The organism is Ruegeria sp. L12 (assembly GCF_056531745.1).
Map to the genome: position 1 here is coordinate 122349 of NZ_JBQFMH010000008.1, position 24695 is coordinate 147043.

24 protein-coding genes and 1 tRNA gene are annotated in these 24695 nt (G+C 58.4%); 22 read left to right on the forward strand and 3 right to left on the reverse strand.

Going from position 1 to position 24695, the window contains the following annotated elements; translation table 11 throughout:
* The 10 genes from ACR0K9_RS14040 to ACR0K9_RS14085 all read left to right on the forward strand — a co-directional run bounded on the left by ACR0K9_RS14040 (nt 1) and on the right by ACR0K9_RS14085 (nt 11836).
* Complete coding sequence (locus ACR0K9_RS14040) at nt 1-576, forward strand: TRAP transporter small permease (protein ID WP_480535575.1); 576 nt, start codon at nt 1-3, stop codon at nt 574-576.
* Complete coding sequence (locus tag ACR0K9_RS14045) at nt 573-1868, forward strand: TRAP transporter large permease (RefSeq protein WP_480824049.1); 1296 nt, start codon at nt 573-575, stop codon at nt 1866-1868. The genes ACR0K9_RS14040 and ACR0K9_RS14045 overlap by 4 nt, the downstream gene beginning before the upstream one ends.
* Nucleotides 1868-3757 carry a bifunctional sugar phosphate isomerase/epimerase/4-hydroxyphenylpyruvate dioxygenase family protein gene (locus ACR0K9_RS14050; protein ID WP_480824051.1) on the forward strand — a complete coding sequence of 630 codons (1890 nt, stop codon included), beginning with the start codon at nt 1868-1870 and terminating at the stop codon, nt 3755-3757. Before ACR0K9_RS14045 ends, ACR0K9_RS14050 begins: the two co-directional genes overlap by 1 nt.
* Nucleotides 3757-4572 carry a citryl-CoA lyase gene (locus ACR0K9_RS14055; protein ID WP_480824197.1) on the forward strand — a complete coding sequence of 272 codons (816 nt, stop codon included), beginning with the start codon at nt 3757-3759 and terminating at the stop codon, nt 4570-4572. Before ACR0K9_RS14050 ends, ACR0K9_RS14055 begins: the two co-directional genes overlap by 1 nt.
* On the forward strand, nt 4562-5749 hold the full coding sequence (locus ACR0K9_RS14060; protein WP_480824053.1) for a Gfo/Idh/MocA family protein: 1188 nt from the start codon (nt 4562-4564) through the stop codon (nt 5747-5749). The genes ACR0K9_RS14055 and ACR0K9_RS14060 overlap by 11 nt, the downstream gene beginning before the upstream one ends.
* Nucleotides 5739-6413 (forward strand): hypothetical protein, encoded by a 675-nt coding sequence (locus ACR0K9_RS14065; protein ID WP_480824055.1) that lies wholly within the window; start codon nt 5739-5741, stop codon nt 6411-6413. The genes ACR0K9_RS14060 and ACR0K9_RS14065 overlap by 11 nt, the downstream gene beginning before the upstream one ends.
* Nucleotides 6406-7596, forward strand: coding sequence for a Gfo/Idh/MocA family protein (locus ACR0K9_RS14070; protein WP_480824057.1), 1191 nt, complete (start codon nt 6406-6408; stop codon nt 7594-7596). Before ACR0K9_RS14065 ends, ACR0K9_RS14070 begins: the two co-directional genes overlap by 8 nt.
* A gap of 154 nt (nt 7597-7750) precedes the next feature.
* Complete coding sequence (locus tag ACR0K9_RS14075) at nt 7751-8665, forward strand: sugar phosphate isomerase/epimerase family protein (protein WP_480824059.1); 915 nt, start codon at nt 7751-7753, stop codon at nt 8663-8665.
* Nucleotides 8646-10055, forward strand: coding sequence for an aldehyde dehydrogenase family protein (locus ACR0K9_RS14080; RefSeq protein ID WP_480824061.1), 1410 nt, complete (start codon nt 8646-8648; stop codon nt 10053-10055). The genes ACR0K9_RS14075 and ACR0K9_RS14080 overlap by 20 nt, the downstream gene beginning before the upstream one ends.
* On the forward strand, nt 10055-11836 hold the full coding sequence (locus tag ACR0K9_RS14085; RefSeq protein WP_480824063.1) for a thiamine pyrophosphate-binding protein: 1782 nt from the start codon (nt 10055-10057) through the stop codon (nt 11834-11836). The genes ACR0K9_RS14080 and ACR0K9_RS14085 overlap by 1 nt, the downstream gene beginning before the upstream one ends.
* A 141-nt stretch (nt 11837-11977) precedes the next feature.
* On the opposite strand, the gene ACR0K9_RS14090 is transcribed toward ACR0K9_RS14085, so the two are convergent.
* The gene (locus ACR0K9_RS14090) at nt 11978-13024 is read right to left on the reverse strand and encodes a LacI family DNA-binding transcriptional regulator (RefSeq protein WP_480824065.1); all 1047 of its coding nucleotides are present in this window, start codon (nt 13022-13024) and stop codon (nt 11978-11980) included.
* Nucleotides 13025-13172: 148 nt separating this feature from the next.
* Here ACR0K9_RS14090 and ACR0K9_RS14095 point away from each other — a divergent pair, with 148 nt between their 5' ends.
* The 8 genes from ACR0K9_RS14095 (at nt 13173) to ACR0K9_RS14130 (ending at nt 20025) form a co-directional block, all read left to right on the forward strand.
* Entirely contained in the window at nt 13173-13367 is a 195-nt protein-coding gene (locus tag ACR0K9_RS14095; protein WP_480824067.1) for a hypothetical protein, read from the forward strand.
* A gap of 10 nt (nt 13368-13377) precedes the next feature.
* Complete coding sequence (locus ACR0K9_RS14100; RefSeq protein WP_480535593.1) at nt 13378-14523, forward strand: TRAP transporter substrate-binding protein; 1146 nt, start codon at nt 13378-13380, stop codon at nt 14521-14523.
* A 108-nt stretch (nt 14524-14631) separates the two neighbouring features.
* Nucleotides 14632-15147 carry a TRAP transporter small permease gene (locus ACR0K9_RS14105; protein WP_480824069.1) on the forward strand — a complete coding sequence of 172 codons (516 nt, stop codon included), beginning with the start codon at nt 14632-14634 and terminating at the stop codon, nt 15145-15147.
* A gap of 11 nt (nt 15148-15158) precedes the next feature.
* Nucleotides 15159-16487, forward strand: a complete 1329-nt coding sequence (locus ACR0K9_RS14110; RefSeq protein ID WP_480535596.1) for a TRAP transporter large permease — start codon at nt 15159-15161, stop codon at nt 16485-16487.
* A gap of 10 nt (nt 16488-16497) precedes the next feature.
* Nucleotides 16498-17805 carry a histidinol dehydrogenase gene (hisD, locus tag ACR0K9_RS14115; RefSeq protein WP_480535597.1) on the forward strand — a complete coding sequence of 436 codons (1308 nt, stop codon included), beginning with the start codon at nt 16498-16500 and terminating at the stop codon, nt 17803-17805.
* A complete protein-coding gene (locus tag ACR0K9_RS14120) occupies nt 17798-18565 on the forward strand; it encodes an SDR family NAD(P)-dependent oxidoreductase (RefSeq protein WP_480535598.1) in 768 nt (255 codons plus the stop codon). The genes hisD and ACR0K9_RS14120 overlap by 8 nt, the downstream gene beginning before the upstream one ends.
* Nucleotides 18562-19542, forward strand: a complete 981-nt coding sequence (locus ACR0K9_RS14125; protein WP_480824071.1) for a zinc-dependent alcohol dehydrogenase — start codon at nt 18562-18564, stop codon at nt 19540-19542. The genes ACR0K9_RS14120 and ACR0K9_RS14125 overlap by 4 nt, the downstream gene beginning before the upstream one ends.
* Before the next feature lie 75 nt (nt 19543-19617).
* Nucleotides 19618-20025 carry a universal stress protein gene (locus ACR0K9_RS14130; protein WP_480824073.1) on the forward strand — a complete coding sequence of 136 codons (408 nt, stop codon included), beginning with the start codon at nt 19618-19620 and terminating at the stop codon, nt 20023-20025.
* A gap of 174 nt (nt 20026-20199) precedes the next feature.
* Here ACR0K9_RS14130 and ACR0K9_RS14135 read toward each other — a convergent pair.
* Nucleotides 20200-20274, reverse strand: a tRNA-Gln gene (locus ACR0K9_RS14135).
* A 353-nt stretch (nt 20275-20627) separates the two neighbouring features.
* On the opposite strand from ACR0K9_RS14135, the gene ACR0K9_RS14140 reads away from it, so the two are divergent.
* On the forward strand, nt 20628-21137 hold the full coding sequence (locus tag ACR0K9_RS14140) for a ferritin (RefSeq protein ID WP_480824075.1): 510 nt from the start codon (nt 20628-20630) through the stop codon (nt 21135-21137).
* Here the strand turns inward: ACR0K9_RS14140 and ACR0K9_RS14145 are convergent, their stop codons facing one another.
* Entirely contained in the window at nt 21138-21620 is a 483-nt protein-coding gene (locus ACR0K9_RS14145; protein WP_480824199.1) for an SH3 domain-containing protein, read from the reverse strand.
* Nucleotides 21621-21798: 178 nt separating this feature from the next.
* On the opposite strand from ACR0K9_RS14145, the gene ACR0K9_RS14150 reads away from it, so the two are divergent.
* The 3 genes from ACR0K9_RS14150 to ACR0K9_RS14160 all read left to right on the forward strand — a co-directional run bounded on the left by ACR0K9_RS14150 (nt 21799) and on the right by ACR0K9_RS14160 (nt 24602).
* Nucleotides 21799-22785, forward strand: coding sequence for a 2-hydroxyacid dehydrogenase (locus ACR0K9_RS14150; protein WP_480535620.1), 987 nt, complete (start codon nt 21799-21801; stop codon nt 22783-22785).
* A gap of 19 nt (nt 22786-22804) precedes the next feature.
* Nucleotides 22805-24202 (forward strand): FAD-binding oxidoreductase, encoded by a 1398-nt coding sequence (locus ACR0K9_RS14155; RefSeq protein ID WP_480824077.1) that lies wholly within the window; start codon nt 22805-22807, stop codon nt 24200-24202.
* Between the two features lie 103 nt (nt 24203-24305).
* Nucleotides 24306-24602, forward strand: a complete 297-nt coding sequence (locus ACR0K9_RS14160) for a hypothetical protein (RefSeq protein ID WP_480824079.1) — start codon at nt 24306-24308, stop codon at nt 24600-24602.
* Nucleotides 24603-24695 lie beyond the last annotated feature (93 nt).

The window sequence follows — 24695 nt, forward strand, 5'->3', positions numbered from 1 at the left end:
ATGAAAGGCTTTCTAAAGGGGTTCTCCCGACTGACCGAAGCGATTGCCGGCGGGATGCTGGCGGCAATCTTCCTGATCTTTCTTCTGCAAATTCTCTTGCGCTACTTCTTCACCCCCGCCGGTTGGACGCTTGAGCTGATCGGCATCCTCTGGGTCTGGGTGATCTTCTTCAGCTGCGCCTTTATCGTGCGCGAGCGGGATCATGTGAAGTTCGACATTATCTATCTTTCGGTCCCTATGCGTGTGCGTCAGGTCTTTGCGATGCTGGCCGCCGCAGCGATTGTGGTCGGGATGCTCTACAGTTTCCTGCCGACGTGGGACTACATCGACTGGATGAAAATCCGCAAAACCGCGACCGTGCGCAACCCGTTCTCGGGCGAGAAGGTTCCGCTGCGCACTGTGTTCTCAATCTATGCGGTCTTCATGCTGGTTGTCGCCGCGCGCTATGGGTGGCTGTTCTTTGACATCCTGCGCAACGGCCCACCAAAGACCGAGCTTGAACTGGTCGTGGGGTACAACGTGGTCGACGATCATCCCCGTGTCGACGTGGAAGACGACGAGGAAGCTGACAAATGAGTTTTGAACTTCTTTCCTGCCTGCTCACACTCTTTGTTCTGGCAGGCATCGGGACACCTATCGGCTATTCCATTCTGCTGGCCTCGTTGATGTATCTCGGCACGGCGGGTCTGGACGTCGCGCTGGCGGGTGAGAAAATCCTGCAAGGCTTCTACAAAAGCACGATCCTGCTTGCCGTGCCTTTGTTCATCGTCGCCGCCAACATCATGAACGCGGGTTCGATCACCGACCGCCTGCTGAACTTTTGCGTTGCTGCTGTCGGGCGATTCAAGGGCGGCCTTGGGCACGTCAACGTGGTCGCGTCGCTGATATTTTCCGGAATGTCCGGCTCTGCCGTCGCGGATGCGGCAGGGATCGGCAAGATCATCATCGAGATGATGACCAAGGATGGCCGTTACAGCCGAGGTTATGCTGCTGCGATCACCGCGGCATCGGCGACGATTGGCCCGATCATTCCGCCGTCGATCCCGATGGTTCTGTATGCGCTGGTCTCGAAGGCGTCTATCGGGTCGCTGTTCCTTGCTGGCATTCTGCCTGGCCTGATCATGGGCGTCGTCCTGATGGCGATGAACTATTATCTGGCCGGAAAGCGGAACTTTGCATTGGAAGAACCTGTTCCGCTGCGCGAGTTGCCAGCCAAAACCGCCAATGCGTTTCCTGCACTGCTGATGCCCGCGATCCTGCTTTATGGCATCTACGGTGGCGTCACCACGCCGACCGAGGCCGCCGCGGTTGCTGCATTCTACGCTCTGCTGCTGGCAGCGTTGTTCTACCGCGCGCTGACCTTCCGTGGCCTTTATCAGGTCTTCGTCGACAGCGCCCGGTCGTCTGCCGCTGTCGGGGTGGTCATTGGCGGCGCGTTCATTCTGAACTTCATCGTCATTCAGGAGCAAATCCCTCAGTCGATCTCGGCATTGCTGGAGGGTTCGGATGTAAGTCCCATCGTCTTCCTGATCCTCGTGAACCTGCTGATCCTTGCGCTGGGATGCGTATTGGACGCAACGACGATCATCCTGGTGATCGTGCCCCTGTTCATTCCAACCTGCGAAGCGCTTGGCATTGACCTGGTGCATTTCGGGGTGCTGGTCGTTGTGAACTCGATGATCGGCCTGATCACACCGCCTTATGGTATTCTGCTCTTTGTGATCAACGCCGTGACGGACATTCCGCTGCGTGAAATCATCTCGGAAATCTGGGCCTTCCTGGCGGTGCTCATCTTTGCCTTGGTCATCATGATGCTGATGCCCGACCTGGTCCTGTGGCTGCCGCGTATGTTCGGGTATCAGGGCTAATGTGCCTGTCGGTTTCGACAACTTCCATACCCGGCGATCTGGCTGAAAAACTGGATGCCATCGCCGGGGCCGGATTTGATGGCGTCGAGCTGCATGAACCGGATTTGACGGCCTTTGACGGGCCGCCATCGCAAATCCGCGATATTGCATCGGACCTCGGTCTAAAGATCTGCCTGCTGCAACCTTTCCATAATCTCGAGGGCCAGTCCGGCAGTGACCGGCAGCGCGCCTTTGATCGGTTGAAACGCAAACTCGATCTGATGAGCGCGTTGGGCACGGATATGCTGCTGGTCGGCTCCGCGTTCGAGGTTGATCCTGCGGCCACCGAAGATCAAGTGATCGCCGACCTCAGCGAGGCGACCGGGATCGCCAAACAGATGGGGTTGCGTCTGGCCTATTTGGGCCTGCCGTGGTCCAATCTCGTCCACTCGGACGCTCAGGCGCTGCGCATCGTTGAGGCGATTGACAGCCCTCATTTCGGGTTAGCATTGAACTCGTTCTTCTCACTTGCGGACGGCTCGAAACCCGCCGGTCTGCGGGACATTCCCGGAGAGCGGCTGTTCCATGTGCAACTGTCCGATGCACCCCGACTAGAGATGGATATTCGCAGGCTCAAACGGCACTTTGGGTTGTTGCCCGGGCTCGGGTCGCTGAACCTTGCGGGCTTCGTGCGTGTGTTGGCCCGCGCGGGGTACAAAGGGCCATGGTCCATTGCACGTGTCAATGAAGCGGCGCCGCAACCCGGTGGTCGAACACTGGCCCGAGACAGCTACAGGTCGCTGGTCAACCTTCTGGATGAGGTGTCACGGACCGAGCCTGCCACGGATTTCGGCATCCCGAACCTGCCGGAACGCGTCTACGCGTCAGGCTTTGAATTCGTCGAATTCACTGCCGACGAAACAAGCGGCGCGCAACTGGCGGACATGCTGTCGGCGATGTGTTTTCGAATGGAGCGAAAGCATGTGAGCAAGTCCGTCGAGTTGTGGCGGCAGGGCGCGATAAACATTGTTGTGAACACCGAAAAGGAAGGTTTTGCCCACTCGGCGTTTCTGGGTCACGGTCCCTCTGTGTGCGACATGGGGTTGCGTGTGAAAGACGCGGATCAGACGGTTCAACGCGCGACCGCGTTGGGCGCGCCGGATTTCTCGCAGCCGGTGGGGAGCGGGGAACTGGATATTCCAGCCATCCGCGGCGTCGGCGGCAATGTCGTTCATTTCATCGATGAAAAATCCGACCTGCATCGGGTCTGGGATATCGAGTTCGAGCCGGTTGCCAAAACCAAAGCAACCCAGCCCGCCGGTCTGCGCCGTATCGACCATCTGGCCCAGACGATGCGCCACGAAGAGATGCAAAGCTGGCTGCTCTATTACATCTCGACATTTGAGATGGCGAAGTCGCCCATCGTCAACGTCGCAGACCCGTCGGGTGTCGTGCAAAGTCAGGCCATTGAAAGCCCAGAAGGCGAAGTGCGCCTGAACCTGAACGGGGCCGTTGGGCGCCGAACACTGGCGGCGTCATTCCTTGAAGATGGCTTCGGGGCGGGGGTTCAACACATCGCCTTCCAGACGGACGATATTTTTGAAACCTCAGCTCAGTTGCTCAAATCAGGTTTTCCCAGCCTGTCTATTCCGGAAAACTACTACGCTGATTTGCAAGCGACGTTCGGATTGGGTGACGAGATGATCGCGCGACTGCGCAGAGGCAACATTCTCTACGACCAAGCAGCGGATGCGGAGTATTTTCAGATCTACAGCCAACCCATCTTCAACGGCTTCTTCTTCGAAATTGTTGAACGCCGTATGGGCTATGCCGGTTATGGCGCGCGTAACGCACCCATTCGCCTTGCCGCGCAAAGCAAAACCCAGACGGTGACAGAGGTGCAAACATGATGACAAGCGATGAAAATGCCGTGCGCCAATGGTGGCGGACTTCCATCATCGATATGAAACCCGGCCATATCGCGTTTCGCGGCCATCCCATCGAGGACCTGATCGGGAACGTATCCTTTCCCCAGATGATCTGGCTGATGGTGCGGGGCGATCTGCCCAGCGATGCACAGGCGGGTCTGTTCGAGGCTGCTCTGGTCGCAGGTGTAGATCACGGCCCACAGGCCCCTTCGATTGCGGCTGCGCGTATGGCGGCTACATGCGGGGTTGGTCTCAATAACGCAATGGCGACGGCGGTGAACATGCTGGGCGATGTGCACGGTGGGGCAGGGGAGCAATGTGCCGAGCTTTACTATGATATTGCGGCCCGCATGGATGCTGGGGCATCGCTGAATGACGCCGTTCAAAGTGGACTGGACGCCTGGCGCGAGATCTATGGCAAGATCGTATCGGGCTTTGGGCACAGGTTTCACAAACCCGTGGACCCCCGCGCGCCCCGATTGATGCAGCTTGTGCGCGACGCCGCGAATGAAGGCACCGTTTCCGGTCGCTTTGCGGAAATCGGCGAAGAGGTTCAGGCCGAGCTTGGCCGCCAACGCGGCGGTCGGCCGATTGCCATGAATATCGACGGCGCGACAGCCGTGATCTTCTGTGAACTCGGCTTCCCTGCGCCCTTGTCGCGAGGGTTGTTCTGTCTGTCTCGCTCGGTCGGGATACTCGCCCACGCCTGGGAGCAGATGGGGCAGGGTGGTCGCAATAAAGGGCCCATGCCCCCGAAATACCTACCCCTTTACGAAGACAGGAATGATGACACGTGAGACATCGAAATCCTTCCGGGTCGGCCTTATCGGCTGTGGTCGTATCAGCGATATCTATCTAAAAACACTATCAAAATTTTCGAACGTCGAGGTTGCGGCATGTTCAAGCCTCGATCCTTCGGAAAGCCGCGTCAAGGCGGATCAATATGGCATCGCCAAGGCCTGCACGCCGGATGAGGTGTTCGCTGATCCGACGATTGACTGCGTTCTGAATCTGACAATTCCGGCGGCGCATGCGGAAATCAGTTTGCGCGCGTTGGAGGCGGGCAAACATGTCTATTCCGAAAAGCCGCTGGTCATGAATCGAACGGATGGAAAGGCGATCCTGCACATGGCCACTGAAAAGGGGCTGTTGGTCGGTTGCGCGCCCGACACCTTTCTGGGCGGTCGTTGGCAGACCGTTCGGCGTTTGATTGATGAAGGCGCCATCGGCAAACCAACAGGGGTATTTGCCCATGTCGGAACACACGGCACGGAACGTCATCACCCCAATCCGGATTTTTACTACAAGGCCGGTGGTGGCCCTTTGCTGGACCTTGGACCTTACTATCTGACCGCCATGATTTGTTGTCTTGGGCCCGTTGACCGTGTCGCCGGAATGGCGCGGCGGACCTTTGGCAAGCGGATGATCGAAAACGGTCCACGCAACGGTGAATGGATGAATGTCGAGGTCGACACGCATTCCCTGAGCCTGTTGCAGTTCTCATCCGGTGCCATTGGCTCGATGACCATGAGTTTCGACGTCTGGGACAGTGAAACGCCCCGGTTCGAGATCTATGGCGAAGACGGAACCATCAGCATCCCTGACCCTGACCCGGTTCATGGTGCCAACATCTTTCAAGGCGATGTCTGGCTAAAAACGCGGGATACCTCGCGTTGGTCTTATCAACCCCGTCCGACGGGTCGCGAAGACTGGCAGGTGGTCGAAAACAAACATGGGTTCAATGAAGACAGCCGCGGTCTCGGTCTGTTGGATCTCGCCTTGGCGGCGCAAGAAGGACGCCAACCCCGTGCAAGTGGCGCGCTGGCCTACCACGTGTTCGAGGTCATGGACGCGATTGAACGGGCACCAAAATTCGGGGCGTATCAGACAATAGAAAGCAGCTGTGAGGCTCCAGATCCTCTGCCGTTCAATTTCTTGAATGATCAGATGAAGGAGCTGGCCCATGCCGGTTGAAACATTGGATTTCGCTCAACCGTTCTTTTGTGTGCAGCATGTCACGGGCGAAGATAACCTGTCGGTCGAAGGGCGCGCCATCGTTCTAAACCTCGGTGAACGGGATTTCACCGTCGAGGATCAATCCGTCGCGCCGCTTTCATCTGTGATTGTACAAGCCAGTGTTTTGAACAACGTGGAGCGCGCGGTGATAATTCGCGACTTTGACGCCCACGGTGATGACGACGCGCTTTTCGCAAGGGCGAAAGCTACTTGGCCTTCTGCTTTTGATGTCCGGCAAGAAGAACGCTTGCGCGGTGTCAGCCATTACATGTCGCCGAAGGTCTTTGTCGGTAACGTTGGGCTGACCATGTACCATTCCGGTTCGGTTCCGCTGAATGTCGGATTGCACAAGGATCATCCGTTCTGCCCGGTGCCGGGGTTCCGCGAAGTGCATACGCAGATCGTTGGCTTTGGCAAAATGCAGCAATGCCGCGAACGGGATGTTGAGACCCTGTATCTCGAAGAATTCATGGCGCCGGGCACGACGCACAAGCCGATGTATGACGACGAAGGCAACTATCCCTGGCATCAATACGAGACGATTACCCCCAGCATTTTCATGGCTGTCGAAATACTGCCCGAAGGCGCGTGGGTACCCGGAATGGAGGTTCAGAATGGCTGAGAAGCTTCTACCCAACGACCTGAATTTCGACGGACCTTTCCCTTGGCTGTCTCGCCGCTTGCGGCTGGGCGTTGTTGGCGGTGGACGGATCTCGGTCACGCAAGCAACGGCTGCACGGATGACCGATCGTTGGGAGGTCGCTGCAGGCGCGCTCAGTTCAGATGCCGAGCGCAGCAAGGCGCGCGGGGCCGAGTGGTTCCTACCGGCTGATCGGTGCTATGCGTCGTTCGAAGAGATGGCACAGGCCGAGGCGGCGCGGTCGGATGGCGTAGATGCCGTGATGATCACCACCCCGAACCACGTTCATTTCGACGCGGCCAATGCGTTTCTCGAGGCGGGCATTGACGTGCTGTGCGACAAGCCTCTGACCAATGAGGTTACTGAGGCCGAGGGGCTTGAGGAGATCACCGCGCGCACGGGGCAGGTCTTTGCTGTCGGTTATGCGATGTCATGTTTTCCAGTGATCCGGCAGGCTAAGCAAATCGTGGCGGAAGGCGGCATCGGTAAAATCAACCAAATCCACGTCGAGTTCATGCAAGACTGGATGACGCCCGAAGATGTGGCCGATGCGCCTCATGTAAAGTGGCGGCTGGACCCAAAGATTTCTGGCCCGACCAGTTGTGTCGGTGATATCGGCACTCATGCCGCGCATCTTGCAAGTTTTGTCTCGGGCCTGCCCATGACCGATCTGAGGGCCGAGTTCCATGTCTGCGGCGCGCCAAAGCCTTTGGAAGACACAGTGTTCATGTTCACCCGATATCAAAACAAGGTTCCGGGAACCCTGATGGCGACACGCCTTGCCCCGGGAAATCGGGGTGGATTGCGGTTGCGGATCTTCGGCAGCGAAGGAGGCCTCGAGTGGGACCTGGAGAATTCGGAACGTCTGAAGTTCAATCGGTTCGGTGAGCCGGATCGTATCATAAGCCGAGGTCACGGGCATGGCATCGGCCCCGGCGCGGAACGTCTGATCCGTACTGCGCGCGGCTTCCCCGAAGGGATTATCGAAGCCTGGGCCAATCTCTATACGGAATTTGCCATGGCAGTGGCTGCACGCCGAGATGGCGTTACAGTTCCGGCCGATTGGCTTACTTACCCCAGCGTCGGTCAAGGTTCAGACGGCGTCCGATTCATAGATGCCTCTGTGCGCTCGCATCAGTCCGGAGGCGACTGGGTCGCGATCTAAAGCTCTGCCAACACAAAGGTTAAACGCGCCCGGGCCATCGCTCGGGCGTTTCCAATTCCTGCCCAGCATTAAAAGTTGATATTTTAAAAAATATCAGATATTTTTTACTACGTGTGATGAATTTTAGATTCGCAGACACGTGGAGCTGTCGTTTATGGTGAAACCTGAAGAGGCTGGCACAAGCCCCTCTCTTTACTCCTTGGCGCATCTGACGCTGATTGGCTGTACACCGCCCGAGCTGGTCTATATCGCCGCGCGGGCCGGTTACGATGCCGTCAGCCCCCGGTTCATTCCGATGCATGTGCCCGGCGAATTCACCCAATCCCCGATCGACAAGGCACAGGTGCATGCCACCAAAACGGCTCTTTCTACGACTGGCTTGAAAGTCCTCGATGTTGAGATTGCGCGCATCACCGAAGATGTCGATCCGCGCAGTTTTGAGCGATCGTTGGAGATCGGCGGAGAACTGGGCGCAAAGCGTATGATCATGAGCGCGTGGACCAACACCCGCGATGATCGTGACTTTCTGATCGACGTCTATTCTGAGACCTGCGAACTGGCCGCGCCCTATGGGCTGACGGTCGATCTGGAATTCCCAAGCTTTTCCCGCCTGCGCACTCTGGATGAGGCGCTGGATATTGTCCGTGCCTCTGATCAGCCAAACGGCGGTATTCTGGTCGATACGCTTTATCTGCACCTCAGCCGTGTTGATCTGGGGGAGCTCTTGCACGTTCCCTCGGACCTGTTTCACTTCCTGCATATCTCTGACTGCCTGCCCGGCATCGCCGATACGCGTGAGGGCATGATCCAATTGGCGCGTGATGCGCGGCTCTATCCCGGCGAAGGCTGGATCGATTTCACTGGCATCATCGAACGGATGCCGCCCGTCGATTATTCCATTGAACTGCCCAACCAAAGCCGCGTTGCCGAGTTGGGATACGAAGAACATGCGCGTCGCTGTCTCAGCCACGCCAAGCGAACATTCGGCGCGGCGCGGTCACAGCGTCGTATGCCCGATACAGCAATTCCAAAACACCAAGAGGATCATCATGGGCAAAGAGCTCACTGAAAACGACCGCAACATGGCGGCCGATATGCTGGCACGCGCCCGCGCTGCCATGGCCGAGATCGAGGATTGGGATCAGGACAGGCTGGACCGCCTGTCTCAGGCCATTGCGTGGTATGCAGGGAACGAGAAAACCTTCACCCGGCTTGCCCAGCAAGGCGTGGACGAAAGCGGTATCGGAGATCGCGAAGGGCGTCCTGCGAAACGGTTCAAGATTCACATGGTGCTGCGTGATGTCCTGCGCACGCCATCGACCGGTATCGTCGAAGTCGACGAAGAAAAGGGCCTGGTTAAATATGCCAAACCTGCCGGTGTGATTGCGTCTCTGATCCCCATGACCAACCCGGCGATGACGCCACCAGTGACCGGTGTTTCGGCTGCGAACGCCCGGAATGCGGTCATCTTCAGTCCGCACCCGCGAACCGCCCATACCACCTTTGAGATGGTCGAGGTCATGCGCGCGGCCTGTCGAGCAGCGGGCGCACCTGAAGACCTATTCCAGTCGATCCGCAAACCATCGATCCCGTTAACACAGCACCTCATGGAGATTTGTGACCTGACTCTGGCAACGGGTGGCAAGCCGATGGTCAAAGCGGCCTACAGTTCTGGGCGCCCGGCCTATGGTGTCGGCGCGGGCAATTCGTCCATCGTCATCGATGAGACCGCCGATCTGGATATCGCCGCGCAGAATACGCGTATTTCAAAGACGTCGGACTTCGGGTCTGGCTGTTCGGCTGACGGCAACATCATCATCCAGCGCTCGGTCTACGACGATATGGTCAAGGCGCTTGAGGCCGAAGGCGGATACCTGTGTTCTGAAGAAGAGAAGTCGATGCTCGAAGCGGCCATGTGGGACGACAAAGGCAACCGTACTTTCCCGACCATCGCTTGTCCGCCTCAGCAAACGGCCAAGGTCGCCGGGTTCTCGATCCCCGAAGATCGCAAGTTTCTGATGGTTGAAAATCAGGGGCAAATCGGACCGCAGCACAAGTTCTCCAAGGAAAAACTGACCACACTGATGGCGCTGTATCACTTCGACACGTTCGATGATGCGCTGGAAACGGTCAGGCAGATCTACAACACTGGTGGCAAAGGCCATTCCTGCGGCATCTACAGCCACAATGACGATCACATTGATCGGTTGGCGCGTCTGGCTCCGGTCAGCCGCATGATGGTGCGGCAGCCTCAGTCTAAGGCAAACGCAGGTGCCTGGACCAATGGCATGCCTATGACCAGCAGCCTGGGTTGCGGCATCTGGGGCGGCAACATCACCAATGAAAACGTCACCATGAAACATATGATGAACTACACCTGGGTCAGCCGTCCGATCCCCGAGGATCGCCCCTCGGAGCCGGACCTGTTCGGTGAGTTCTACGGACAGGAGGTCGCGTGATGGACGGGACAAAACTTGAAGGCAAAACCGTTGCAGAACACATCGTCGACTTCCTCGAACGCCGTGAGGTCAAGCATGTGTTCGGCCTTTGTGGACACACGAACATCGCAGTTTTAGCCGCATTGGCTGAAAGCCCGATTGATTTCGTAACCGTCCGTCACGAGCAAATCGCCAGCCACGCGGCAGACGCGTATGCCCGCGTGACCGGTAAGGCCTCGGTGGTGTTGTCCCACCTCTCCCCAGGTTTGACAAACTGCGCCACCGGGGTCGCCAATGCCGCGTTGGATTGTATCCCCATGGTGGTGATCGCGGGCGACATTCCCACGCATTACTATGGCAAGCATCCGCATCAGGAAGTGAACCTGCACGCGGACGCCGCCCAGTGGGAGATTTATCGACCCTTCGTGAAACGCGCCTGGCGCGTAGATCGGGCAGACCTGATGGCCGAGATTCTGGAAAAGGCGTTTCATCTGGCCGAAAGCGGGCAACCCGGGCCGGTGTTGGTCAATGTGCCGATGGATATCTTTTCCGAAGTGATCCCCTCGGACAGCTTCGACCGTATTCTTGACAATACCCGCGCGCTCAAGAAGCCGTCGATTGACGATGAAACCGCGCGCGAAATTATTGAGGCGCTGGCGAAGGCCGAAAACCCGGTTGCTTATGTCGGCGGGGGCATACTTCTGGCGCAAGCCAGCGAGGAATTGCGCGCGTTCGTTGAACATATGGGCCTGCCAGTCGCGCATTCCCTGATGGGCAAAGGCGCCCTGCGGGACGATCATCCGCTTGTGCTGGGCATGACCGGGTTTTGGGGCACTGAACTGGTGAATCAGTCCTGCCTGAATGCGGACTACATCTTTGCCGTCGGCACCCGTTTCAAAGAGGCCGATTGTTCCAGCTGGTATCCCGGATACACGTTCAACATTCCCGGGTCCAAGGTCATTCACATCGACATCGAACCGCAGGAGATTGGCCGGAACTATCCCACCGAGATCGGGGTGGTCGCCGACGCCAAAGCCGCGCTGCGTGTTCTCAACCGGGTAGCCCGCGAGATGTATCCGGAAGGCTTCAAACGCCCTGCGTTGGAACAGAAGATTGCTGACTTCCGGACCGGCTTCAAAGCGCGCAACGAAGACATGGCGACCTCGTCCGCCTTTCCGATGATGCCCGAACGCATTCTGGCAGACACCCGCAAAGCGTTGCCGGAGGATGCCATCATCACTACGGATGTTGGTTGGAACAAGAACGGCGTCGGACAGCAGTTCGATATTCTGACGCCCGGTTCGATCCTGACACCGGGCGGGTTTGCGACGATGGGTTTCGGCCCTCCGGGCGCGCTGGGCGCAAAACTGGCGGCACCTGATCGCGTCGTCCTCAGTCTGGTTGGCGATGGTGGTTTCGGTCAGAACCCGTCAATGCTGGCAACGGCGGTCGAGCTTGATCTGGGCATCATCTGGCTGGTGATGAACAACAACGCCTTTGGCACCATCGCCGGCCTTCAAAAGGCACATTACGGTCTGACTTATGGAACAACCTTTCCGGGATCAGCCGAAGCGCCCGCGAACGGACCGGGATATGCCGATATTGCGCGCGCCTATGGGGCGGAAGGACACAGACTCAGCGCGGCTGACGAACTGTTGCCCGCATTGGAGGCAGCCATTGCCAGCGGCAAACCAACCGTTCTGGACGTGCCAATGATCAACAACCCGACGCCGACGACCGGACATTGGAATATTCTGGACATCTACTCGCCGGACAAGGATGTTTCCCATGTCGCGACATAACGTGCTTGAGGAAGGGTGAACTGCGCCCGGAGTTGGATGTCGATGACTGCTGCGCAACCGATGGGATAACGGGCGTCTTGCACCGATGCTTGATCGCCAAAGGTTGTCTGATGCTGGCGTTGTCCGAAGCAACGCCCAAAGTCAGACAGGGCCCAGCGAGTCCCGCAGTTTGATATGGGCGTCCAGTTCAATCCTAGCGACCCGGTCATCTCCGTTGCGCAGATCGACCAGTAAGGAAGCTGCACCGCGCCCCATAGTCCTGTGAGGCACATGAACGGTTGTCAAACTCGGGGAAACGATTTCGGCGACTTCGATGTCGTCGAAGCCTGTGATCGAGACTTCTCCGGGTACGTCGATGCCCAGTGTCCGGGCCATTGATATAGCTCCTGCCGCAAGGACATCGTTGCCACAAAGAACGGCTGTGGGGCGCGATTTGCGGGACATGAGCTCGGCGAAAGCATCCGCGCCGTTGCCGATGGAGTAATGCGTTTCCACCACGGCCAGATCATCCGGGTCCAATCCGTGACGGATCATCGCGTCGCGCACGCCCTCGAACCTTTCACGAGCCCGGTCATTGCCGGAACGCGGTGCCGTAACCAGCGCGATCGAGCTGTGGCCCAGGTTCAGGACGTGCTCAGCCAGTTTTGCCATGGCTTTGCGGTTGTCGAACCCAATCGACGGGCGGTTCTCAGCCTCGTTATAGGTCCACGCGACGACATAGGGGATCTGGCGCTGTTCGAGAAAGGCATAGGTTTGCGGCGTTCGATCATGACCGATCAACAGCAACGCATCCGCGCCGCGTGCGACCAGCGCGCGTATCTGCTCGTCTTCCAGTTCGGGGCTGTAGGAGGAACTGGCGACAAGCAGTGTTACCCCGTGGCGACCAAGCTCTTCCTGAAAGGCCTGTAAACCCCGGGCGAAGATGGCATTTTCCATGGTCGGAATAATCGCACCGAAAGTATTCGTGCGTTTGGCCGCCAGCGCCTGCGCCCCGAAATTGGGTGCATAGCCCAGAGTTTTAACCGCGCTCAGCACCTTTTCACGGGTTGTCTGCGAAACCTGTGTCGGGGTGTTGAGGCAGCGGGACACCGTCGCCGTGGACACATTTGCCAGTTGAGCTACGTCTTTCAATGTCGGTGAAGACACCGGCTTGTCTGCGAAACTCTGCTGTCTGTTAGCGTCAGCCATACGGCAATATGCCCGAAAATTTCCAATTCGTGACCCAATAATACGTGTCAGGCGGCAAAACAACAGAGGTCTTCATGTGAATGTAAGCGCTTGCAATAAGAAATGTAAGCGCTTACATTCATCGAGAATCAGGGTTGGGGAGGCAACTTTGTTCTTGGTCGCATCAATAGCCTTGTTTGGCGTTTTCACTGCAAATGTCGCTCTTGGCGCCTTCGGGCGCTCTCAGTTCATGGGGGATGTTGGTGAAATGCTTATCCTGCTGTGCGCTTCGCTGGCGTTTGTCGTCGTGACGCTTCAACGCGAAGCGGCCGCCAAAAACCAAGAAAACAAGAATGATTCTTAGGGAGGAAATCATGAACCGTGATAAACGTGAGCTCGCCTCGGAGGAGCGGCGCAATTTCTTGAAGCTTACCAGCACCGGCGCGTTCACCGCAGCCATGGTTGCGGGTGCGGGAGGGATGCTGTGGTCATCCGAGGCCTCGGCCCAGACCGCCAAGGAAGAGCGCGAGCGTGAAGCTGCGGCAGAGCACACCATGACACTGGCGACCGCTTATGTTCTTGGGGCGTCGCGCAGCTATCCGATCATGCAGCTTGATCTGAAGGAAAACATCCAGAACGCGACGAACGGCAAGGTCTATGTAAAGCTCGCGCCGGGTGGCCAGTTGGGTGCGGGTGGTGCTCTGGTTCAGGCGGTTCAGGCGGGAACGATTCAGTGCGCGCAGCATTCGCTGTCGAACTTCGCGCCCTTTGCCAGCGCGGCTGACCTGATCAACATGCCTTACTTCTGCGGTTCGAACCAGCGCTTCACCAATCTGGTGACGTCGGACGCCTGGAAGTCCGAGGTGCACCCAAAGATTGAAGCCGCCGGTTTCAAAGCCTTGTTCTACGTCAACATTGACCCCCGTGTTGTCGCTGTACGCAAAGGTGGGAACGCCGTGATCACGCCTGCAGATATGGCAGGTATCAAGTTCCGGGTGCCTGGCTCGAAAATGCTGCAGCAGTATTATCGGATGGTGGGGGCCAACCCGACTCCGGTCGCCTGGGGCGAGACGCCGTCGGCGATCAAGCAGGGTGTCGCAGATGCACTGGATCCGTCGGTCGGGGCGCTGTTTGTCTTTGGCTTCAAGGATATCCTCAGCCATGTCACCTTCACCCAGGCCGTTCCGGACAGCCAGGTGTATTCGATGAACCTGGAGTGGTTTAACGCGTTACCGAGCGATGTTCAGGACGGCATTGAATTCGCCGGTGAACTCACATCGCATCAGAACCTGGCCAAAGTGCCGTCGGCGCGCGCCTATGCGATGGCCGAACTGGTCAAGGCTGGTGTGGAGTTCCACTCGCTGAACGACGATCAGCTTGGTGAATGGCAGGAAGCTGGCGGTTTCCAGCGCTCCGAATGGGATGAGTTCAAGGTTGAGCTGGCCGGTTCGATGGACAATTTTGCCAAGCTTGAAGAAGCCGCAGGCACCAGAGGGCGCTACTACGTGCATGACGCGTAATATCAGCCGGAAAGAGGCGCCGCGAAGGCGTCGTCTCTTTCCGACCCAAAACACTTTCAGCCGACCGCGCAATCGGATGCGTCGCCCTGCGATGCAAAGGAGTTGCCTATGCAGCACGTTCTTCAAAAACTGAACCAGAATGCCGAGCGATGGGCGTTATTGGTCTTCTACACCATGCTCGTCGTCACGATGTTCGTTGAGGTGCTGCGTCGCGAAGTGCTGTCCTACTCGTCCATCTGGGGCGAAGAGATCGTTCGTTATTCTTTCATCTATCTGGCCTGGATCGGGTGCGCAGCCGCGGTTCGGGAACGCGGGCATATCCGTATTGACGTGATCATGCATTACGTCGGTCCCCGGATCAAAGCTCTGCTCTATCTCTTCGGTGATTTCGTGATGGTCGCGGTGTCGCTTGTCGCGCTGATCTATGCGTATGAAACGGTTCATGTTTCCGCAAAGTTCGGGTCCGTGACCGACGGCCTGCGCATCAGCCGGGTCTGGTTTCTGATGGCGGTTCCCATTGGTTTCGCTCTGGTGCTGCTGCGCCTCATTCAATCCATCATCCGCGATATCGCGGACCTTCGAGCGGGCCGCCCCGTCTACGAAGGCGACAAGTTGTTCGACTGAGGGGCGACACTATGCTTTGGAATCAGCTGGATCAATCGGTCATCCTTGGTTGGGATTTTTACGGACCGGTCATTCTCTTTGTTGTCCTCGTCGCGCTGGCCGTTCCGGTCTGGGCCTCTATCGGCGCATCCGCCATCCTGATGTTGCTGTGGTCCGGCGCGCTGCCGCTCAGCCTTGTGGGCGAGAAACTGTTCTCGGGCATCGACTTTTTCGCGCTGACGGCTGTGCCTCTGTTCATCCTGACCGGGGATGTGCTGGTCAGAACCGGGCTCAGTCGAAAATTCCTGGATGTGGCCGAGGCTTTGACCCAGTTTGCCAAGGGCGGCTTCGGCTCGGCCACAGTGCTGGTCTGCGGTATGTTCGCGGCGATCTCGGGGTCTGACGCGGCAGGGGCTGCCGCTGTTGGCCGCATGACAATCGACCGTCTGGTCGAATCCGGTTATCCGCGTCCCTATGCCTGTGCGTTGGTCGCGGCTGGGGCCTGTACCGGCATCCTGATCCCCCCCTCGATCGCCTATATCATTATTGGCCTTGTGTTGGGCATTTCGGCATCGACGCTGTTTCTGGCCGCGCTGATCCCCGGTATCGCCATCCTGTTGTCGATCCTGGCAACCAACGTGATCATGAACCGGCTTTACGGCTGGGAAGGGGGCGGCAATATCTCGATGCCCGAGTATTTCTCGCGGCTTGGTACGGCGCTGAAATCTGGCTGGTATGCGTTTCTTGTCCCCGGGATCATCTTTTATGGCATCTTCTCGGGCCGCCTGACACCCACCGAGGCGGGCGCCACCGCAGTGGTCGTAACGATCATCATGGGGTTCTTCCTGCGCACGCTCAAGCTCAGCGATTTTCCGGCGATGCTGGTCAGCTCTGCCAAGGTGAACGGGGTGATCCTGCCGATTATCGCCTTCTCGGCCCCGCTGGCCGAGGCGCTTGCCATCATTGGCGTGCCGCAAGGCTTTGTCGCGGCGGCTACCTCGGTCAGCGATGATCCGCTGGTTCTGATCCTGATGATGGTTTGCATCCTGATCGCAGCGGGCTGTGTGATGGAGACGACCCCGAACATCGTGATCCTTGCCCCCATCCTGAAGCCTTTGGCGGATGATATCGGGATGAACGAGATCCAGTTCTGTATCATGATGATCACCGCGCTTGGTGTGGGGTTCATCACGCCACCTCTCGGGCTCAACCTTTTCGTTGTCGCGGGGATAACGGGCGAGTCGATCTTGCGGATTGCTTACCGGGCCATTCCATTTGTACTGTTCATGCTGATCGTGACCCTGTTCATCGCCTACGTCCCGACAATCTCAACAATTCTTCTGCCAGACATCTATAAATAGGTAAGACCAAATGCCGAGACTCTATCTTAAGAAAGCAACGCTTACGTCCAAAAGCGATGCCTCTGAGACTAAAAAAATCGTCCGCGAAATTCTGGATGACATCGAGGCGGGAGGTGATGCCAAAGCTCTGGAATATGCCCGCAAATTCGACAAGTACGAGGGGGAAATCCTGTTGTCGCCCGAGACGATCGCCGCTGCAGCTGATCAGGTGCCGGCGAAGCTGCGCAGGGACATCGAGTTCGCACATGCAAATGTGAAGAAATTCGCCAAAGCGCAGCTGAGCACAGTGGCGGATTTCGAGACCGAGGTAGTGCCGGGATTGATCGCAGGACAAAAGGCGATACCCGTGGCCGCTGCGGGGTGTTACGTGCCGGGTGGCCGGTATAGCCATATTGCCAGCGCGATCATGACCGTGACCACCGCCAAGGTCGCGGGCTGCAAGAACATCATCGCCTGTTCACCGCCGCGCCCGGATGTCGGGATCGCACCCGCGATCATCTATGCAGCGCATGTCTGTGGTGCGGACAAAATCCTTGCCATGGGCGGTGTGCAGGGCGTTGCTGCGATGACGTTTGGTCTGTTCGGCCTGCCCAAGGCAAACATCCTAGTGGGGCCGGGCAACCAGTTCGTGGCCGAGGCCAAGCGTATGCTGTTTGGCCGCGTCGGTATCGACATGATAGCCGGGCCGACCGACAGTCTGATCCTGGCTGATGGTGCCGCCGACCCGATGATCGTCGCAACCGATCTCGTCGGACAGGCCGAGCACGGGTATAACTCGCCGGTTTGGCTGGTCACGGACAGTCAGTCTCTGGCCGAAGAGGTCATGCGTTTGGTGCCGCTGCTGATTGACGAATTGCCTCAGGTGAACCGCGAAAATGCCACCGCGGCATGGCGCGATTATGCCGAGGTGATCGTGTGTGCAGATCGCGAGGAGATGGCCGCGTGTTCGGACGATTACGCGCCAGAACATCTGACGGTGCAGGCCGAGGATCTGGATTGGTGGCTGAGCCGCTTGTCCTGCTATGGCTCTCTCTTTCTGGGTGAAGAGACCACGGTGGCCTTTGGCGACAAAGCCTCGGGTACCAATCACGTTCTGCCGACGTCGGGGGCGGCCAGCTATACGGGCGGTCTGAGCGTCCACAAGTATATGAAAATCGTCACCTGGCAACGGGCAACCCGCGAAGGGGCGAAACCGGTCGCCGAAGCGACCGCGCGTATTGCACGGCTAGAGGGGATGGAAGGCCATGCCCGAACCGCTGATATCCGGTTGAAGAAGTACTTCCCCGACGAAAGCTTTGACTTGTCCGCAGATGGCTGAACCGCATCAACCCGATCCCTTCAGCGTGAAGGGGCGTGTCGCCTGCGTCACGGGTGCCAGCTCTGGTCTGGGTCGGCATGCGGCTGAGGTGCTGGCACAGGCCGGTGCCTCGGTTGTGGCCGTCGCGCGCCGTGCCGATGCGCTGCAAGCGTGGTGCGCGGGGGCGGATGGGCAGCGGGCTGGCGTGCCGGGCGATGTTGCCGACCGCGAAGGTCTGAGCGATCTTGCCGACCGTATCCGGGAACCCTTCGGCCCCCCGGATATCATCGTGCACGCGGCGGGGCTCAATACACGGGAAGCAGCGGATGAAGTGACGGCGGAAGGCTGGGACGCCACGCTGGCCGTGAACCTTTCGGCCCCGTTTTTCCTCAGTCAGACAATGGTGCCGCATATGCAGAACAAGGGGTGGGGGCGTATCGTCAATTTCGCATCGCTGCAATCCTTCCGGGCGTTCCCGGGCGGTATCGCTTACGGTGCCAGCAAAGGCGGCGTGGCACAGCTGACTCGCGCCATGGCGCAGGCCTGGTCCGCATCGGGCATCAACACCAACGCAATTGCTCCCGGCTTCTTTCATACGGAGCTAACCGAGGCGGTCTTTGCGGACGGCGACCGTGCCGCGCGGAATGCTGCGCAGACCTGCATCGGCCGCAATGGCGAGCCACAAGACCTTAACGGTCCGTTGCTATTTCTGTGCTCGGAGGCTTCAAGATATGTCACCGGGCAGGTTCTGATGCTGGATGGGGGGTTCACCGCGAAATGAAAGCGCTTGTCTACGATGGGCCCGAGGTCATTTCCTACCGGGACGTCCCAGACCCGGTTCCCGATCTGAACGAGCATCTGATTCAGGTGCAATCTGTGGGAATTTGCGGCTCTGACATGCATGCTTATCTGGGGCACGACAACCGGCGTCCTGCCCCGTTGATCCTTGGGCATGAAGCGGCGGGCGTCGTTGTAGGCGGTGCCCGCGACGGGGAACGGGTGACCATCAACCCGCTGGTGAATTGCGGAAAATGTGCGGCTTGCACATCCGGGCGTGAGAACCTCTGCCCACAACGGCAGATCATTTCAATGCCACCGCGTGAGGGCGCGTTTGCGCAATTCGTCTCGATTCCAGGTGAGAACCTCATCACGATCCCGGATGGCGTATCCATGGACAAGGCGGCGCTCGCTGAACCTTTGGCCGTCAGTTGGCACGCGGCGCGCCTTGGTCTTGCGGCCTTGCACCCATCAGATGAGCGCCGCGCCCTGATACTGGGCGGCGGGGCCATCGGGTTGGCGGCTGCTCTGGCGCTCAGGGCAATGGGGTGTGACGATGTTACGGTTGTGGAACCCAACGCTTCACGCCGCGCTTATCTGAATGAATACTGCGGCGTGACAGCGCTGGACCAATTCAGCGAAGCGGTGCCTCTGGTGGTTGACGCGGTTGGCTTTGCGGCGACACGAGCGGCTGCGTCTCAGCAGGTGAAACCCGGCGGTGTGATTGCCCACATCGGATTGGGCGAAGATACGGGGGGACTGGATGTCCGCCGCATCACGCTGCAAGAGATCACCTTCATCGGTACATATACCTACACCTTGCAGGATTTTCACGACACCGCGCAGGCAATTTTTGATGGCCGCCTCGGAGATCTGAACTGGGTCGAAAAGCGCCCGCTTTCTGAGGGGCGCGAGGTGTTTCAGGCCATTCGCTCCGGTCAGATTGCCGCCCCGAAAACCATCCTGCACCCGAACGGCTGATTTCGAAGAGGTCCAAATAGATAGAAATTCCAGGCAGATCATCCGACGAAGCACAGCTCAGAAAAGGAGAGCAATGTGTACAAGCATATTTTGATACCTGTGGCGCTGGACCATGAGGGATTGGTTGATCGAAAGATTGCAACCGCCCGCCGTCTTTTGGGTGAGGGTGGCAGGATCACCCTGATCACTGTGCTCGAAAGTATTCCGGGGTTCATCAACGAATTCGTGACCATCAAAGAGGCCAACCACCTGACGGACCGCGTCAAAGCGGCGCTGGACAAGGCCGCTGCTGGCGCACCCGATATCCGGACCGAAGTCGGGTCTGGAAAGCCGGGCGTACAGGTTGCCGAGTTCGCCAGGAAAAACGATGTCGACATGATCATCGTGGGGTCCCACAGCCCGGGGGCTCAGGGCTATGCACTCGGATCAACCGCATCACGCGTCGCCCGCCGCGCCACCTGCTCGGTCCTTGTTCAGCGCTAGAATGCCGGATCGATGTTGAGGCAGCGGTGATCGTCAATGAAAGGAGCTTGCGGTTCAACCCCTCCCGCTCTTGCATTCATGTATAACGGATTGAGCCACGGCCTCGGTCGGTTGAACGCATTGTCCAACATGAGCGTGCGGCTGTTTCTATTTATTCGACTATTCATGGAAAAGTGGCTGGGGTGGTAGGATTCGAACCTACGATACACGGTACCAAAAACCGCTGCCTTACCACTTGGCTACACCCCAACAGTGAGCGGCTATCTACGACTGTTGGTTTCCGGGTTCAAGGGCTTTTTTGGACAAAAATGACATCAAGATCGAATTTGCTTTGAATGGCGTCCGCAACGGATACGAACGGGCTGTAGAGTGGAATATCTGTCTTTGAACGCTCAGCTTCACAGGGATGGTTTGTACGTGAGGCTGATCCGTTCGGGTTGTATTCGGGGCGCGGTTCTATCTGTAGTTGCGAGTGAAAGTCATGTGCGTCGAAATGCGCGCAAAATTCTGTTATTAAAGGAAAATATAAGTATCAGATTGAGCGCAGCCTTGCAGGGTAATATAATGGTCTCATACGCTGTCCAGCTATCAGGAGATATGTGATGAAGCTGAATCCAAAAGTTGCCGAGGCACTGAACAAGCAGATCAACAACGAATTGCACGCCTCTTACACCTATTTGGCGATGTCGGCATATTTCGAGGCGCAGGATTTGCCGGGCTTTGCCAGTTGGTTTCGGGGTCATTCGGCCGAAGAGGAAACCCATGCAATGCGTATCTTCGATTTTGTCGCCAAACGCGGTGCGCGGATTCATCTGGATGGGATTGCGAAGCCGCAAACCGAGTATGAATCTGCGGTCGATGTGCTGGAACAGGCCTTGTCGCAGGAACAGACGGTGACCGGGCAGATCAATGCTTTGTTTGAACTGGCACATTCCGAGAAGGAATACAGCACGCAGAACATGCTGAACTGGTTCCTGGCCGAGCAGATCGAGGAAGAGGATTTGTTCTCGACGATCCTCGACAAGGCAAAGGCAGCCGGTGAGGATCGCTGGAACCTTCTGCTGTTGGATCAGGAACTGGCGCAGCGGGGCGACAGCGGGGCAGGGGAATAGCTATTCCCGAACCTCAGCGGCGTCGACGCCCCAGAGGTTGGTCTTGAGGGTCCAGCCGCGATAACCGCCTGCAGAGATTCGGCACCAGTCGGGGGTGCAGGTGCCCAGACGCGCCACCACTCCGGTCTCGAAATGTGCGTTGATCTGCGCGTTGGGATCCGGCGTTGCATAGACGGGCAACATATCCGATTCAATCAGCACCGTGCGGACGCCCGACAGCAGCGCGTAATGGACCCATCCACCGGCACCGTCACGGTCCTGCACCTTCCGCCAGTTGCCGTATTCGGCGGTGATCTGCAGCGGCATGCCGCGCCGCTTGAACACCCAGTCGATTCGATGGGTCAGGGACGGGCCGCGGCGAACATTGCCCTCGGCCGCTTTCATCGAGACATAGCGCGGAAGCGGCAGGTTGGTCACCGGGCCGCGCCTGTCCTGCGCGGATGCGGTGGCTGCGGCAAACGCGATCAGCAATGCGGTAAGCACCGCCACCACACGGTAATTCACTAAAATACGCGCACTCACTGCCTGCCTGCTCTTTTTGCCTGTCGATCGTGTTTCGAAAAAAGGTCGAGCCTATGCCCTAGGGGTTCTTGTGCCCCGTGTCATCCTGCGCCACGATGCCATGGCGCGCGACTGATTGCAAAGCGGTAGGAGAGCTGAGGTGCCAAGAGAACGTCTGAGTGTTGTCGTTACGCGACGGTTGCCCGAGGCAGTGGAAACCCGGTTGAGTGAGCTGTTCGACGTGCGCCTGCGCGACGATGATACGCCAATGACCCGCGAACAGCTGGTTGCGGCGGTGAAAGAGGCCGATGTGCTGGTGCCGACCATCACCGACACCATCGACGGCGGTATTCTGGGTCAGGCGGGCGACAAGCTGCGCCTGATTGCAAACTATGGCGCCGGGGTCGACAATATCGACGTGGCAACCGCCCGCCAGAGGGGTATTCTGGTGTCGAACACACCCGGTGTGTTGACCGACGACACGGCGGACATGACCATGGCGCTGATCCTGGCCGTGACGCGCCGTATCCCCGAGGGATTGGGCGTGATGCAAAAGGGCGACTGGGAAGGCTGGGCGCCCACGGCTCTGCTGGGTGGTCGGGTCGGCGGGCGACGTCTGGGCATTCTGGGTATGGGCCGGATCGGACAGGCCGTGGCCCGGCGCGCCAGCGCCTTCGGAATGCAGGTGCATTACCATAACCGTCGCCGCCTGCGCCCCGAGGTCGAGCAGGAACTGGAAGCGACCTATTGGGAAAGTCTGGACCAGATGGTGGCGCGGATGGACGTTATTTCGATCAACTGTCCCTCGACCCCGTCGACCTTCCATTTGATGAATGCGCGGCGATTGAAGCTGATGAAACCCTCGGCGGTGATCGTTAACACCTCACGCGGAGAGGTGGTGGACGAGAATGCGCTGACCCGGATGATCCGCTCGGGCGAGATCGCAGGGGCGGGGCTGGATGTCTATGAACACGGTACGGATGTGAACCCGCGTCTGCGGCAATTGCCCAACGTGGTGCTGCTGCCGCATATGGGCTCGGCGACGTTGGAAGGACGGGTCGAGATGGGCGAGAAGGTGATTATCAACATCAAGACTTTTGAAGATGGTCATCGCCCACCGGATCAGGTCGTGCCCGCGATGCTTTAGGCGCAAAAGGGGGATCACGATGGTGCAGGCATCCACTCTGCCACGAAATGAGGCCGGGATCGAAACGGTGATCGGAGTGTTGAAGCAACGCTTTGGAGATCGGCTGCAAACTGGTGCGGCGATCCGCGAACAGCACGGCCATACGACCACATGGATCGAGAATCAAAGCCCGGACGCGGTGGTGTTCCCGCAGTCCACGGAAGAAGTTGCCGAGATTGTGCGCGCTTGTGCTGCGCATAAGGTGCCGGTGATCCCGTTTGGCACCGGAACCTCACTCGAAGGGCATGTGAACGCGCCTGCGGGTGGGCTGTCGGTTGATCTGACCCGGATGGACAAGATTCTGGCGGTCAATGCGGGGGATCTGGATTGCACCGTGCAGCCCGGCGTGACCCGCGCCGATCTGAACACGCATCTGCGCGATCAGGGTCTGTTCTTTCCGATTGATCCGGGGGCCAATGCCTCGCTGGGTGGTATGGCGGCGACCCGCGCCTCGGGCACCAATGCGGTGCGGTACGGGACGATGAAGGACAATGTGCTGAGCCTTGAGGCGGTCATGCCCGACGGACAGATCATCCGCACTGGTCACAGAGCGCGTAAATCTTCGGCCGGATACGACCTGACCCGCCTGTTGATCGGGGCCGAGGGGACACTGGGGATCATCACCGAGATCACGCTGCGCCTGCAAGGCATTCCCGAGGCGATCAGCTCGGCCCGCTGTTCCTTTCCAACTGTGGATGCGGCCTGTCAGGCGGTGATGATGACCATCCAATACGGCATTCCAGTGGCCCGGATCGAGCTGCTGGATCAGATGTCGGTGCGCGCCGCCAATGCCTATTCGGGGCTTGATCTGCCGGAAACACCGCTGTTGCTGCTCGAGTTTCACGGATCAGAAAGCGGTGCCACGGAACAGGCCGAAACCTTCGGACAGATCGCCGAGGAATTCGGCGGTACGGATTTCGCCGCGACCTCGACCACGGAAGAGCGCACCAAGCTTTGGCAGGCGCGGCACGATATGTATTGGGCCTGCCTGCAATTGCGCCCCGGCGCCAGTGGCATTTCGACCGATGTCTGCGTGCCGATCTCGCGTCTGGCCGAATGCGTGACCGCTGCTCAGGACAAGGCGCAGGAACTGGGATTGCTGGCCCCGATCGTCGGCCATGTCGGTGATGGAAACTTCCACACTCTGCTGCTGATCGATATGCAGAACGCGAAGGAAGTTTCAGCGGCGGAAGATTTTGTCGGGTGGTTGAACGATCTGGCGATCTCGATGGACGGCACCTGCACCGGTGAGCACGGGATCGGGCAGGGCAAACGGCCCTATCTGGTCAAAGAACTTGGTATTGCGACAGACTACATGTCTGCGATCAAAGCGGCGCTGGACCCTGATAACATCATGAATCCGGGCAAGATTCTTTGACCGATCTTGCGTGCTGGCCATAGCGGCGCTTCAATTCTGAGCGAGTGATCCGGGCCAGAGCAGTATTTGAATCCGAGGTCATTCATGGCCGCCTTGCGTGTCAATGGGCTTTGTTGGTTGCCTGTGTGGTTGCAAGACCGAACAATCTGCAAATGGCCCACGGCAAAGCATTGAGGTGCTGCTGTGCTCGGACCAGAGCCAGGCCGAAAATAAGACCGAAGTCCGGACGCAAGGTAAAGGATTTCTGCGTGGGCTGATGGACAAGCTGCCCAAGTTCAGCTCGGGAAGCCGTACAGAGGTTGCCAAGATCACGGAAGTCCGCGTGCGCGAAGGGGGCGGGTCCGCGTCGTCCTGCAACATGTTCGGCTTGCTCAATCGCTGCTCGGTCGGCAAGAACTGAGTCGTCGATCCGCGCCAAAAGGTGAGCTGCGGCATGTGCGGGTCGTTTTTCTTATATCACTGGTCGGATGAATGTCGCGCCGGGGGCAGCAAA